Genomic DNA, 14,207 nt, shown 5'->3' on the forward strand with positions numbered 1-14,207 from the left:
TCCGAGATTGATGTCTAAAAGACCGAGGGCCCGGGGGAAAGCGTCCCCGGGCCCTTTTCGTCGCGCGCGCCGGACGCAGCCTCAGCCCCGGGGCGGCGGAACGCCGAGCGCCGGGCCGATGATGAAGTCGCGGATCATGCGGACCGGCGCGAAGTGCATGTCGTTCTCCATGTTTCCGCCGGTGGTCACCACCACCATCCGCAGGTCGGGGATTACGAAGATGAACTGGCTTCCCCAGCCGTTGGCGAAAACGACACGGAGGGTATGGTCGCCGATGGTCCGGTCGGCGATCCACCAGAGGTAGCCGTAGTCCTCCTCGGCGCCGGTCGAGACCCGCCGGCCCGTCGCCTCGTCGATCCACTCCTTCGAGAGAACGCGCCCGTCCCGCCAGACACCGCCGTCCAGCACCAACCGGCCGATCTTCCCCATGTCCCGCGGACGGAGGCGGAGCGTGCCGTCGCAGCGTGGATCCTCGCCGCGCTTCATTTCGGACCAGTCCCACCGTTCGATGCCGAGAGGGGCGAAGAGCACCTCCGCGGCGAAGCGGTCCGCCGGGACGCCCGTGGCGCGCCGGATCACCGTCGCGAGCAGCGCCATGTTCTGGCTGTCGTAAGCCCAGAGAGAGCCCGGTTCGCCAGCCACCGGACGGGAGAGGGGGACCGAGTACATGTCGTCGCTCTCCCGGAAAGCGGCGAGAGAGGATTCGTCCCAACGGAGCCCGGCGCTCATGGTGAGAATATGGCGGAGCCGCACCTTCTCCCATCCCTCCCCGATCGGGCCGGCGAATTTTTCGAAGAAAGAGAGGACCGGCTCGTCCGGACCGGCGATTCGGCCACGGTCGGCGGCGGCGCCGATCAGAAGGGCGGTGACACTTTTCGTCACCGACTGCACGGAGTGGAGTTTTTCCCGGTCGTATCCGTAGAAATAGTCCTCCGCCGCCAAGCGCCCATCACGGATGACCAGAATGGAGTGCACCTCGCCGTAGGCGCCCTCCAGGAGCGCGGCGATCCCCGCGGCGTAGGCGTTCTCGTCCAGGCCCGCTTCGGCGAGCGTCGTGGCCTCCCAGCCGTCGCCGGTCGCCTCCGGCGGGCGATAGGTCCAGGACGCCCCCTTCGGCAAGGGACGGAGGCCGCCGGCCGCGTCCGCGGGAAGACGGACCATCCATACTCCCTTTCCTTTCTCGCCCTTGATGATCAGCGCGCCCCGGACCGTGTCCCCCGAGGCGCCCCACTCCCCTTCGAAACCGACTCCCGTCGACGGGAGCCGCCACACGAACCGGCCTCCATCGGATCGAACCCGGTCGAGCGGTTCCGCCATCCGGCGGACTCCATCTTTATACGTGTGAACCTCTCCCGTCATTTCCCCTTTCGCGTCAAGGCCGAACTCGAGAAGGAAACGATCGCCGCCGCCGTCCGCGGCGTCCGGGAACACCAACTCCCACACTCCCGCCGCGCGGTCGGCGCCTCCCTTCCCGTTCTTCTCCGCGGCGACCGGATGGACGGACAACGCGACGGCGACAAGGGCGATCGCCGCCCACGGCACGGCCCCATGAAAATGATGTCGTAATGTTTTCACGTCGAACCTCTCCGCCGGGGATAAAAGACCCCGTCGCGGCCGGAAGGCCGGCCGCATCGCTCTTCCGCCTTTCCCTCGCGCTCTAGTCGACCGGCGCCGTGAGCCTCCGGAATCGGCTGTAGAGCACGAACCAGAAAAGCGCCGCGAAAACCAGCGTGGTCAATCCGAAAAGGGTGCTGGTGAACGACTCGGCGAGACCCATGGCGATGACGCGCGGGCTGATCGCCTCGGCGCGGACGATGATGTTGACGGCGTTGTAGATTCCGGAGATCTGCCCGAGAACGCCGGTGACGGCGCTCAGACATCCCCAGAACAAAATGGAATGGAGTCCCCTTTCGAGCCGGGCGCGGCTCCGCCCGGCGCCGCCGAAAAGGTCCACCGCCTTCTTGATCGAGAGAATCAGAACCGCCACGGCCATGGCGAGAAGGGGCCATCCCCAGAAACCGCAACAGAGGAAGAAACGCAGCATGATCGTTCTCCTGTTGAAGCGGGCCCGAAAGAGCCCGGCGACATTCCGTTCGCTAAACGGCGGGGCGATCCCCCAAGAGGGCCGACGCGGCCGCCGTCTCGATTCGCTCCACTTGTAAAGTGAGCACGTACCAAAGAATCGCGGTGAAGAGCGCGGCGAGCAGGCCGGCGATCAGCATCGGACATACCCGGAGGAGATACTCCGCCAGATAATAGGATGCGTTCCCCGCGTCACGCGCCGCCTTTTCCGCCGAGAAACGCGACTCCGCCGCCGCGCCGAAAAAACCGACGAGGAGATTCGCGCCGGTGAGCGCCAACAGCGTGCCGAGACCGGACCGGAGACGGCGCGGGGCGTGATCGGCGCGGATCCAGAGCGCGTACGCCTTCGCCGCCGATAGAGCGGCGACCACGAAGGAGAGACCGAGGACCGGCCAGATGAACACGCTCGACTCTGTGAAGAAACGGGCGGAAACCGCCCCCCGGCCGGCGAAGGCGACGAGAAAGAGGAGAAGCGCCGCGAGGGCCGCCCTCTCCCAACGGGATCGCGCCTGCTCCGAGAGGCCGCGCATGAAGCGGCGGAGCGGGTTCTCGTGGATCCGGATCAACTCGGCGATCGCCTCCTCGGTAACGGCGAATCGCTCCTCCACGAGGCGGACCGCCCCTTCCTCGTCCTCCCCCCGAGCGACGTATACGTCGAACAGGTCTTCCAGGTCGGCGGCCATTTCCAAGATGATGCGGGATTTCGCCGGCTGGGGAAGATCCAGCTTGCCGTCGATCTCCCGGAGAATCCGCTGGAACCGTCTCATGGGTCCACCTCCCCGACGATGGAAAAGAACGTGCCGAAGAACCGGCGCCACGCCTCCCGCTGCGCGACCGCATGCTTCCGGCCCCGGTCGGTGAGGGCATAGCTACGGCGCTTCCTCTTTGAATCCTCCTTCCGCCAGTTCCCCCGGATCCACCCCTCCTTTTCCAGCTTGTGCAGAATGGGGTAGAGGGTGCCGTGGTTGAAACGGAAGAGGCCGCCGCTCCTCTCCTCGATCTCGAGGGAAAGCTGGTAGCCGTGCTTGTCGCCGTCGACGAGGATGAAAAGGATCAGCGTCTCGTTGCACTGGCGCGTGAGGTTCTGTATCTCCAACTCTTTCAAATCCAAGCTCTTATACTCCCCTGTCGCCGCCGCATCCTCGCGGCGCCCCATACATCTGGTCTCGACATATCGAGACTCTACATATTATCGTCCGAGCCGCACGATTCGTCAAGCCCTTTTCCCGGGAGGGGGCCTCCTTGCCGATTCCGCTGAAACCGCCTATCCTTATGACATCGCTCAAAAGCAACCTCCCCAGACCCCGGACCCGATCGCCCACCATGAGGAGACGACCGTCGATGAAACGATCCGCCCGCATGCCGTTCTTAATCCTTTTCTTTTTTTCCGCCCTTTCCGCGGCCGCATCCTCCTATCCGGAGGAGATCTGGATCGCCCCACTGGACGGCGGCCGATCCATCGAGGACGCCTGGTCCGCCGGCGTGGAGGCCCTCGATCTCTTTCCCGACGCCCTCGTCCTGAGCGACGCCGCCTCCGCGCGTGTCCTCCGTGAGGCGGGATGGACCGTCGAGGGCCCCGTCACCCTCGCCGGGAACGGAGCGTTCTATCTGCTCCGCCCTTTCGGTGACGAGCGGGTCGCCGCCGGCGCGGACGTGGGAGCCGTCCAAGCCCTCGATGGCGTGGACGTTCTCTGGAGCGACGGCGTGAACCTGGTCGTCCGGGCCGACGGTCCGCTCCCGCGGGAGCTTCCGGTGATCGACATGGAGAAGAAGGCGCTCCGGAGCCGGCCGGTCCGGCGCCCGGCCGCCGGGGAGGAGGGCGGATCGGTACGGACCGGGGCCACATCCTTCCCGCCGATCCTGGACGGACTCACGGCGGAGGTCGACTCGGCGACCTACATGCGGTGGATCGGAAACCTGGCCGGCGCGAACGAGGTGCTCCTCGGCGGCCATCCGTTCACATTCACCACCCGGTACACTTCCAACGCCGAGTGCGACTCCGCGGAAAAGTATGTATACGAACGGTTCCTGGACATGGGCTTCACCGACGTGGAGTACGATTCCTTCTCGTTCAACGGCATCGACGCGCGGAACGTGATCGCCACACTGCCCGGCACGGAGACGCCGGACCGGATCTACATCCTCTGCGGGCACGTGGATGCCACGTCCGTCAACGCCACGCTGCCGGCGCCGGGCGCCAATGACAACGCGAGCGGCGTGAGCGTGGTGCTCACCACCGCCGAGATCCTGCGGCGTTTCGACTTTCGCTCCACCATCAAGTTCATCGCCTTCACCGGCGAGGAGCAGGGACTACGCGGCTCCGAACACTACGCCGCCGCCGCCGCCGCCGCGGGCGACGACATCCGCGGTGTGATCAATTGCGACATGGTCGCCTGGTGGAACACGCACTACGAGGTGATCATCGAGGGACGGACCTTCGCCGGTTCCCTCATGCAGGTCTTACACGACGCCTTCGCCGAATACACGAACATCGGCACGCAGCTCGACTACAGCGCCTCCGGCTCGGACCACGTCCCCTTCCTGAACGAGGGATTCCCGGCGCTGCTCGCCATCGAAACCGATTACGCATCCTATCCGTGCTATCACCGGAGCTGCGACCGGACCGACCAGAACGACGGCGTCTTCGGGATGCAGGTGACCCGCGCCTGCCTCGCGACCATCGCCTACCTCGCCGAGCCGACCGACCAGGCCACCGGCATCGAAACGGCCGGCGTCGTCCCCGTTCCCCCATTATTCGCGTTGGAAGAGAACCGGCCCAACCCGTTCAATCCGGCCACTCGAATCGCCTTCACCCTCCCCGGCGCGGAGCTGGTGCTCCTCACCGTGTACGACGCCACCGGAAGACGGGTCGCGGTGTTGGAAGAGGGAGCGCTCGGCCCCGGCAGGCATGAACGGATCTGGAACGGACGGAAATCGGACGGCCGCGAGGCCGACTCGGGTGTCTACTTCGCCCGTCTCGTCGCCGGCGAGAGGAGCGAAACCCGCAAAATGCTGCTGCTCAAGTAAGCCGCCGGTCGCGAAGATCGACCCTTGGGGGGCGCGGGCCGAAACCCGCGCCCTTTCCCGTGCTCCCCGCCTCTGGCGTCCCCTCCGTTCTTCCGGTTACACTCATGGTCACGGCGGGCCGCAAGGAGTCGGAAACCGGCCCGGGAGGAGAAAGCGCATGGAGAAGGAATCGATACGCGACTGGAAGGAAAAGCGGAACAAGCTGAACGAACTGGTCCTCGAATCTTGTGGCTTGCCCGTAAAACGTTTTTATGGGATCGACGATCAAGCCTACCGGGAGGGAGCGCTGCCGGCGAAGACCAAGGAGCTGCTCGGCCTGATCGCCTCCTTCGTGCTCCGCTGCGACGACTGCATCCGCTGGCACGCGATCCGCTGCCACGAACTGGGCGTAACCGACGAGGAGTTGAACGAGGCGACGGCGATCGGACTCGTCGTCGGCGGGAGCATCACCATCCCGCACCAGCGCCGGCTTATGAGGGATTGGAAGGCGCTGAAGGAGGGAGACGACGCCTGATCCCGCCCCGGGGGGGCGGCGCGCCACCCCTCTCCACGACCCCGTCGCCTATTCCTCCTACTGCTCGAGCAGCTCCAGGAGGACGCTCTCGGCGTTTTCGTGGCTCGATTTTCCGATCCAATAAATCGCCGTGCTCTTCAATCCCGGATCCGTCTCCTCACGTGCGATCCGCGCCATCTGCTCCAACGCCGCCGCGTCTTCCTTCCGGGAGAGGGCGTAGAGCGATTGCTCCTTGAGCCCGCGATCTTCGTACCGGTCATAGAGGGCGCCCAACTCCTCGGATTCGATCCAGTTCCTCTCGGAGGCCATGAAGAGGGCGGTCTGCCGCGCCTCGACGGGCTCCTCCGGATCGTCGATCCGGCCGAGCGTCCAAGCGCGCGCCTCCTCCACGTCGGATCGCACGACGGCGAGCACGATCTCCTCGCGCAAGCCCGGATCATCGATCTCCCCATAGGCGTCCATCAAGAAACGGACCTGTTCATCCCCGCCCTCCGACGCGAGCACGAAGGTCACGTAAGCACGATGGGCCGTTTCAGCATCCCTGTTCCGTAGCCGCTCATGGAGTGCGGGCCAGGCCCGCGCGTCTCCCGATCGAGCGAGGGCGAAGACCGCCGATTCCAAAATCTTGGGATCCTCGGTGGAGCCGAGCAAATCGACGAGGTAATCGAAGGCGCGGGCGGAGTTCATGGTTCCGAGCCAGAGGATCGCCTCTTCACGGACATCCGGGTCCGGATCTTCGCGGACCACATCCAGCATGACCTCCGCCGCTTCTTCCCCCTCCTGCCGGGCGAGGAGGTAGAGCGTCTCCTTGCGCAAGCGCGCGCTGCCGGAGTCGCGCTCCGCGAGCACCTTGCGGATCGCCGGGAACGCCATTTCCGATTCCATCGCCAGAAGCGCTTCGAGGGTGGCGAGCTTGATCCGGTTCTCCCCGATCGCCTCCTCGCTCTCCTCGTCGAGAGCCTGCACGGCGCGCGCGTCTCCCCGAACGGCCAGCTCTTTCCGCACGCGCGCGAGAAGCGCCTCCGCCTCTCCATGGGTGGGCGCCCAATCATACTGTTTCGCGTGAAGCTCGAGCGCCTCGCGCGCATAGCGCAGATCCCTCGTCGAACCCTCTCGGTAAAGGGCGAAGGCGCGCCAGTAGAGCGCTTCGGCGCCCCGCGCCGAGTCGAGTTCCTCGCGGAAGAGTCGCTCGAACAACTCCGCCGCCCGCTCGTATTCCCCGCCCTCAAGCGCGCGCTGCGCCTTTTCATAGAGCTTCCCGCGCTCTTCCGCCGTCTCCTCGTCCGCGCCGGCTCGGGCGAGGAGGATCTCGACTCGTCGCTCCCTCTCGTCGCGGCGCGTCTCTTCCCGTTCCGTATTCCGGATCGTCTCCGCCGGCCCGCCGGAGGAAACGCGCGCCTCCGCCTCGGACGCGACGATTGCGATCCAAAGAATCGCCGCGACCCACCGCGCCCACCTTTTCGGTCCCATCATCGTTCCGCTCCTTATATGCCGGCGGTACGAGGCCGCCTAGGAACTCGTTCGCGAAGCCGGGTCAAAAGCATCTTCTCCTCCAGGCCGTTCCGGATTCCCTCCCGGTCGACTCCGTCGGCGGCGCCGACAAGGACGAGACGCGCGAGCGCCAGCTCGAGATCGCGCAGGAGCGCCGCCGTCTCGGGATCGTGGGCGGCGGGGGAGTCGAGGAGGAGCCTCGTCTCGGCCAGTAACGACGCCGCGCGCGAGGGAAAGTCGCCCGCGTCCTCCAGGGCGCCCGGGCCGATGCGAAAATCGGTGAGGAGGATCTCCGCGCGCCCGAAAAAGGGACCGGCGGCGCGGCGGAACGCCTCGGCGCGGCGATCCGCCGAAGGGGGCCGTCCCTTGGAACCCTTCGCCGCCGCCCCGCCGCGATCCGCTTTCTTCTCCACGGTCGCGACCCGTGCTTCCTCCTCCGGCGCCGGAGCCGTGAGCCGCCCGATGCCGACACCGAGGAGGAGAACCGCCGCGGCCGCGGCGGGCACCCAGGTCCGCACCCTTCGGAGAAGACCCCGGCTGCGCGGCGCGCGGCGCTCCGCCCCCGCGGCTCCCCGCCCCGCCCGGATCCGTTCCCAGATCTCTTCGCGGGGCGTGTCGGGCGGCTCGTGGTACGACCGGACCGCATCCTCGAATCGCGTGTTCCGCCCTTTCTCGCTCATGATTCCTCCGCGCGGTTGAAAGCGAAGCCCGCCTCGGCCAGACCGTCGCGGAGAGCCGCGCGAGCCCGGTGAAGCTTCGCCTTCGACGTCCCGACCGGCATGTCCAGAATCCCTCCGATCTCGCGGTGCCGGTAGCCCTCCACGTCGTGCATGACGAAAACGACGCGGAGGTCCTCCGGCAAACGATCCACGAGACGCTCGATGGCGATGCGAAGCTCCTCGCGGCGCGGCGCCGCCGACGCGCTCCGGGCGATTCCCTCGCTCATCTCCCCCTCCCGCTCCCGAATCCGCTTCCACCGCCGGAGCCCGTTCAGGATCACCGAGAGGGCGATTCGGTGGATCCAGGTGGAGAGCGCGGATTCGCGCCGGAACCCCGCCAGGCGGTCGAACACGCGGATGAACGTTTCCTGCGTGAATTCTTCCGCCAGGGATCGGTCGCCGGTCATGCGGAAGGCGAGACGGAAGACGCGGTCCACGTGGGAGTCGTATAACGCCCGCTCCGCTCCCGCGTCGCCGCCGAGCGCGGCCTCGATCATCCGTTGCTCGTCCAAACGCCCCCTCCCGGCACGACGTTCATTCATACGATTGGACACACGCGCGAACCATAAGGTTGCCCCCGACGGAAACGAAGTGAAAAGAGGAGCGCGGCGCGGCTCCACCCGCCGGCGGGGCGGGGACGTTTTTCACGGGTCAGCCATTATTTTCCAACCTTTCCCCCGCCGGGATCGTCTAAGGAAATACAGAGAGTGACCGATCCGGACCGACCCCCGAACCCACCACCCCGGTCCGGATAACGACAAAAACAAAACCGAACGTTTCGATCGAGGAGCCGTGCGATGTCTGCCCACCCCCCGTTGCGTTCCTGTGCCTTACACCGTCCCGGATGGACGGCATGGATCGATTCGCGCGTCCGGATCGGGGCGGCCGTTTCCCTCCTGGTTCTCTCGGCCGCCCTCCCGGACGCCTTCGCGGAAAACGGGAGCTGTCTTCCCGTGTCCGTGGATTTGGTCTCCCGGATCACCGCCGCCCGATTGCTTTCGCCGATTCGCCTGGACGGCGCGCTCGACGAAGAGAGCTGGCAGCGCCCCGCCGCGGCCCCGCTCGTTCAGAACGAGCCGGACAACGGTTGCACGCCGCGGCAGGACACGGAGTGGTGGGTCGTCTACGACGACGAAGCGCTCTACATCGGCTGCCGAATGCTCGACTCGCAACCGGATTCGATCGTCTGCGGTCTCGGCCGCCGGGACGCTTATCCCGTGTCGGACTGGATCTACCTGAACCTGGACACCTTCAACGACGACCGGAACGGTTACTCCTTCTCCTTCAGTCCCGCCGGATCGATGAACGACGCCGTCATCTACTGCGACGGTGCGACGGACGACTCCTGGGACGGCATCTGGGACGTGGCCGCTCGCGTCGACGACGGAGGCTGGTCCGCCGAGGTGCGGATCCCCTTCGCCCAGCTCGCCTTCCCCGACGCGGAGGAGCAGGTGTGGGGGATGAACTTCAGCCGTCGCATCTGCCGCTATCAGGAGAGGGACGAGTTGTTCCATCGTCCCCGGGGCGAATCGGGATACGTCGGCCGCTTCCCCGATCTGGTCGGCATCCGGGGCGTGAAACCGGGCAAGCGCGTCGAGGTGCTCGCCTACGGCGCCGGCAAGGCCGATTTCACCGACGCCGACGGCGGCGATCCCTTCCGGGACGGCTCGGACTGGAGCGGCAACACCGGCGCGGACATCCTGTGGGGGCTCTCGAACGACCTGAACCTGAACGCCACCTTCAACCCGGACTTCGGCCAGGTCGAGGTGGATCCGGCGGTGGTGAATCTCGGCGACTTCGAAACTTACTTCCCCGAAAAGCGCCCCTTCTTCGTGAAGGACAGCGGCGTGTTCCGTTTCGCCCGCGAAGGAACCAACAACAACTGGAACTTCAACTGGATGGACCCAATGCTCTTCTATAGCCGCCGGATCGGACGGACGCCGACGTTGTCGCTGGGCGACAATGACTACGCCGACGCCCCGGAGGCGACCACCATCCTCGGCGCGGGAAAGATGAGCGGGAAGATCGGCGACAACACGATCGGCTTGCTGCACGCCGTGACCGCCCGCGAGGAGGCGCGCCTCGAGTACGAGGGAATCCGTTCCGAACAGACCGTGGAGCCGCTCGCCGGCTACACCGTGGCCCGGCTCTCCCGGACCACCGCCAACGGCGACCACGGCGTCGGCTGGATGCTGACCGATGTCCGGCGCGATCTCGATGATCCGCGGGGGCGGGAAGAACTCACCGGCGCCGCCTCGGCGATCGGCATGGACGGCTGGACCACCCTGGACGACGACGGGGTTTGGGCGCTCCGCGGTTATCTGAGCGGGAGCCGCGTCACCGGATCATCGGAGGCGATCGACGAAGTCCAGCGCAACTCGCGGCACTACATGGACCGGCCCTGCGCGGACCACCTCGACTACGACCCCAACCGCACGCGCCTGGACGGTTGGAGCGGCCGGCTCATGTTGAACAAGCAATCCGGCGCGTTCACCCTGAACACCGCGGTCGGCGTCGCCTCCCCCGGATACGAAATCGGCGATCTCGGCTACCAGACCCGAAGCGACAAGATCAACAGCCATCTCGTCCTCAGTTACGCATGGCATGAACCGAGAGGCGTGTTCCGTAATCGCGCGATCAGTCTCGGGACTTACAAGCTGTGGGATTACGGCGGCGCCCCCGACAATTACGGGAGCTGCGTCTTCTGGAGCGCCGGTTTCCGCAATTTCTGGGAAGCCTGGGGAAACGTCTTTTACGAACCGGAACGGACCGGCCGCTGGACCACGTGGGGCGGCCCGCCGATTCGCCTCCCACGGCATCGAAGCGCCGAGGCCTACCTCGAATCGGACGGCCGGGGTGTGTGGACCGTGGGGGGCGGCGGCCGCGTCTGGGACATCGCCGACGGTTCCAGGGGAGCCAGCGCGGAGATGTGGTTCACGATTCGCCCGAGGAGCGGGCTGCGTCTCTTCTTCGACCCTTATCTCAGCTGGGGACACGACAAGGTCGGCTGGGTCGGCACCGAAGAAGACTCGACCATGACCGACACCTACGGGAGCCGCTACCTCTTCGCGGACTTCACCGAGCGCCGGTTCATGATGACCACCCGTCTGGACTGGACCTTCACGCCGGGGCTCACGCTACAGACCTACATCCAACCCCTCTTCGCCGCCGCGCGTTATCGAGACATCAAGGAACTCTCCCGGCCGAACAGTTATGACTGCAACGTCTACGGCCGGGACAACGGATCGACGATCGTCTATAGCGAAGAGGACGGCGCGTACGAGATCGATCCCGACGGCGCCGGCCCGATCGAGGCGTACTCCCTGGACGATCCGGACTTCAATTTCAAATCGCTCAAGCTGAACATGGTGCTCCGCTGGGAGTTCCGGCCCGGCTCGACCTTCTATCTCGTTTGGACGCAAAACCGAACGGATGAGGGGCATGCGGGCGATTTCGAGTTGGACCGGGACGCGCGAAATCTGTTCGGATCACCGGGCGACGACATCGTGATGGCGAAGATCGCCACCTGGTGGAACTTATAGTACGGACGACGCGCGGAGTCCCCCTCGCGGGACTTCGCGCGTCATCCGGGCCGATTTCCTCATGCCGCAGTCGCGGATCCGCCGGAGAAACGCGCCTCTCGCCTCCGCCCCGTCGAGGTGGTAAACTGTACATAGCGCGTAGATAGCCGCGCACCCCGGCGACGCGAAACATCACGAACCGCTCCCTCGACCGGCAACACCGCAGCGCAGCGCGCCCTCCACGCGGGCGGCCGGGATCTCCCCGTCACTCCTCTCCTCCGGGGGGCCCGCGTTGATCGGCAGAACGGTCTCTCATTACCGAATCGTCGAGAAAATCGGCCGGGGCGGCATGGGGGTGGTGTACAAGGCGGAGGACCTTCGCCTCGGCCGCCCGGTGGCGTTGAAATTTCTCCACGCCGACCTTCTTCGCCACATCGACGCTAAGTCCCGGTTCCTCACCGAGGCGCGCGCCGCCTCCGCGCTCGATCACCCGCACATCTGCACGGTGTACGAAATCGGCGAGTCCGAAGAGGAAGGACTCTTCCTCGCGCTCGCCTGGTACGACGGCGAATCGCTCCGCGAACGGATCCGTCGAGGTCCGCTCCCCACGGAGGACGCGGCCCGCTTCGCCCGCCAAATCGCCGAGGCGCTCGCCGCGGCGCACGACAAGGGGATCGTCCACCGGGACGTGAAACCGGCCAACATCATGCTCGCCGAGGACCGGTCCGCGAAGCTCCTCGACTTCGGTCTCGCCAAATTGATCGGAAGCGACGGACCGACCCGGACCGGAACGACCGTCGGCACCGTCTCCTACATGGCGCCCGAACAGGTGCGCGGCGAAGAGGCGGACCATCGAGCCGACATCTGGGCTCTCGGCGTGGTCCTCTATGAAATGCTCGCCGGACGCCTCCCCTTCCGTGGCGGGAACGAGCGGGCGGTCTTCCACTCGATTTTGGAAGTTCCCCACGAACCGGTCGAAAAGATCCGACCGGATGCGCCGCCGGATCTGGTGCGCGTCGTAAACCGTTGTCTTGTAAAAAATCGATCGGGGCGATGCTCCGACGCGCGGGAAGCGGCACGGGACCTCGCCCTCGCCGAAGGATCGTCGGAGGCCACCTCGATCTGGAGGAGGCCGGGCGGCGGCGGGCGACGGCGACTCGCGCCGGTCATCGCCCTCGCGGCCGTCGCGGCGATCGCCCTCGGACTCTGGGCGGGCCGGGGGACGATCCGCTCCCTCGCCGGCGGCGGACCGCTTCCGGAAAACCGTTACACCGCCGTTCTCCCCTGCCGCTCCGATGAGGAGGACCGTGCGCTCTGTCTCGGCCTCTCCCGATATCTCGCCTTCGGTCTCGAGCGCGTCGAGCCTTTCACTTCCGAATTCCGCGTCTTCTTCGGCGAGGACACGCGGACCCTGGAATCGGCGCGACGCCTGTTGGCCGTCGATCTCGCCCTGGACGGCGAGTTGCGGCGCGCGGGCGGCGGGATGGAGATCTCGGTTCGCCTGCGGGACGCGCGAACCGGCCGCTCGCTTCGCTCCTTCACCCTCCGTGGCGCGGCCGGCAATCTCGCGGTGCTTCAGGACACGCTTCTGCTCCGGACGGTGGAGATGCTCGGCCTTCCGACGGGCGCGCCGGCGCGGGCGGCGCTCGCCGCGGGACGCACCTCCGTACCGGCCGCCTTCGAGCCCTTTCTGCGAGGCATCGGCTTCCTCTCCCCTTCCGATGGGGAGGCGGAACCGGATTCAGCCGTCCGCTGGTTGGAGACGGCGATCGCCGAGGATCCGGGCTACGCCCTCGCTCACGCGGCGATCGCGGAAGCGGGTCGGCTGGCGGCGGAAAACGCCGAGGACCCCATCGCGCAAGTCGGCGCGGCCGCCCTCCGCGCCGAAAGGGCGATTCGTCTCGACGACCGCCTCACGCTCCCTCGGATCACTCTTGCGCGGATCGCGATCCACGCCGGAGACGAGGAAACCGCGATCCGCCATCTTACGGACGCGCTGGATAGAAATCCGGCGGACGACCAGGCGCTCCGCCTCCTCGCCTACGTCCGTGAAATCACCGGCGATCCGACCCGCGCGGAACTCGTCTACCGGCGCGCCGTCGAACTCCGCCCCGGGGACCATTGGATGCGATGCAATCTCGCCTTCTTCTTCCTGAGCCGGGGACGCTACGAGGAGGCCGCCGAGGAGTATCGCCGGGTCGCGCGGATCGCCCCGGAGAACCCCTCGGGCTACAGCCACCTCGGCGTGGCGTACAACGCCCTCGGCCGTTGGGAGGAGGCGCGGGACGCCTTCCTTCGCTCCATCGAGATCGAACCGAACTACGGGGCGCTGGCGAACCTGGCGACCCTTTATTTCACGGCGGAACGATACGCCGATGCGGCGGAGACGTACGGGCGAACCCTCGCGATCGACAGCACCGACTACCGGGTCTGGGGAAATCTCGCCTCCTGCCTCTCCCTGCTACCGGACCGAGAGGAAGAGAAGCGTCTCGCCTACGAGCGGGCGGCCCGGCTCGCCGAGGAACGGCGGCGGAAGCACCCCAAGGACGCGCGCCTGATCGCGCACATCGCCGAGTACTACGACGCCCTCGGCGAACCGGAGCGGGCGCTCCCGCTCGTCGAGAACGCGATCGCCCTCGCTCCGGACGATGTGGAGGTGATGTTCCACGCCGCTCACACCTACGAAAAGCTCGGCCACCGGGATCAGGCTCTCGAGTGGATCGGCCGCGCCGTCCGTAACGGATACGATGTCTCCCTCATCGAGGAAACGCCGGGGCTGCGCGACCTGACGGCGGATCCCCGCTACCGCGAAATCGTGGGGGGCGCCGCCAAGATCCATGATCCATAAAGGGT

Annotated in this window: 11 protein-coding genes; 4 read left to right on the forward strand and 7 right to left on the reverse strand. The window is 66.6% G+C overall.

Going from position 1 to position 14,207, the window contains the following annotated elements:
- Window positions 1-81 precede the first annotated feature (81 nt).
- From JW958_13395 to JW958_13410, 4 genes are all read right to left on the reverse strand, one after another.
- Entirely contained in the window at window positions 82-1,575 is a 1,494-nt protein-coding gene (locus tag JW958_13395) for a serine hydrolase (GenBank protein MBN1827247.1), read from the reverse strand.
- Between the two features lie 82 nt (window positions 1,576-1,657).
- Complete coding sequence (locus JW958_13400; protein ID MBN1827248.1) at window positions 1,658-2,044, reverse strand: MotA/TolQ/ExbB proton channel family protein; 387 nt, start codon at window positions 2,042-2,044, stop codon at window positions 1,658-1,660.
- Between the two features lie 52 nt (window positions 2,045-2,096).
- Window positions 2,097-2,849, reverse strand: coding sequence for a hypothetical protein (locus JW958_13405; GenBank protein MBN1827249.1), 753 nt, complete (start codon window positions 2,847-2,849; stop codon window positions 2,097-2,099).
- Entirely contained in the window at window positions 2,846-3,193 is a 348-nt protein-coding gene (locus tag JW958_13410; protein ID MBN1827250.1) for a helix-turn-helix transcriptional regulator, read from the reverse strand. The genes JW958_13405 and JW958_13410 overlap by 4 nt, the downstream gene beginning before the upstream one ends.
- 230 nt (window positions 3,194-3,423) lie before the next feature.
- On the opposite strand from JW958_13410, the gene JW958_13415 reads away from it, so the two are divergent.
- Together JW958_13415 and JW958_13420 are read left to right on the forward strand one after the other, a co-directional pair.
- The gene (locus tag JW958_13415; protein MBN1827251.1) at window positions 3,424-5,109 is read left to right on the forward strand and encodes a M28 family peptidase; all 1,686 of its coding nucleotides are present in this window, start codon (window positions 3,424-3,426) and stop codon (window positions 5,107-5,109) included.
- 157 nt (window positions 5,110-5,266) lie between these two features.
- Window positions 5,267-5,623 carry a carboxymuconolactone decarboxylase family protein gene (locus JW958_13420; GenBank protein MBN1827252.1) on the forward strand — a complete coding sequence of 119 codons (357 nt, stop codon included), beginning with the start codon at window positions 5,267-5,269 and terminating at the stop codon, window positions 5,621-5,623.
- A gap of 57 nt (window positions 5,624-5,680) precedes the next feature.
- Here JW958_13420 and JW958_13425 read toward each other — a convergent pair whose 3' ends face one another.
- The 3 genes from JW958_13425 to JW958_13435 are packed head-to-tail and all read right to left on the reverse strand — an operon-like array spanning window position 5,681 to window position 8,345.
- Window positions 5,681-7,096, reverse strand: a complete 1,416-nt coding sequence (locus JW958_13425) for a HEAT repeat domain-containing protein (protein ID MBN1827253.1) — start codon at window positions 7,094-7,096, stop codon at window positions 5,681-5,683.
- Window positions 7,097-7,107: 11 nt separating this feature from the next.
- A complete protein-coding gene (locus JW958_13430; protein MBN1827254.1) occupies window positions 7,108-7,794 on the reverse strand; it encodes a hypothetical protein in 687 nt (228 codons plus the stop codon).
- On the reverse strand, window positions 7,791-8,345 hold the full coding sequence (locus tag JW958_13435; protein ID MBN1827255.1) for an RNA polymerase sigma factor: 555 nt from the start codon (window positions 8,343-8,345) through the stop codon (window positions 7,791-7,793). Before JW958_13435 ends, JW958_13430 begins: the two co-directional genes overlap by 4 nt.
- Before the next feature lie 441 nt (window positions 8,346-8,786).
- Here JW958_13435 and JW958_13440 point away from each other — a divergent pair, with 441 nt between their 5' ends.
- Window positions 8,787-11,375, forward strand: a complete 2,589-nt coding sequence (locus JW958_13440; GenBank protein MBN1827256.1) for a carbohydrate binding family 9 domain-containing protein — start codon at window positions 8,787-8,789, stop codon at window positions 11,373-11,375.
- A gap of 271 nt (window positions 11,376-11,646) precedes the next feature.
- On the forward strand, window positions 11,647-14,202 hold the full coding sequence (locus JW958_13445; protein MBN1827257.1) for a protein kinase: 2,556 nt from the start codon (window positions 11,647-11,649) through the stop codon (window positions 14,200-14,202).
- The last annotated feature ends 5 nt before the right edge of the window (window positions 14,203-14,207 follow it).

It is taken from the genome of Candidatus Eisenbacteria bacterium (assembly GCA_016930695.1).
Lineage (GTDB): Bacteria > Orphanbacterota > Orphanbacteria > Orphanbacterales > Orphanbacteraceae > JAFGGD01.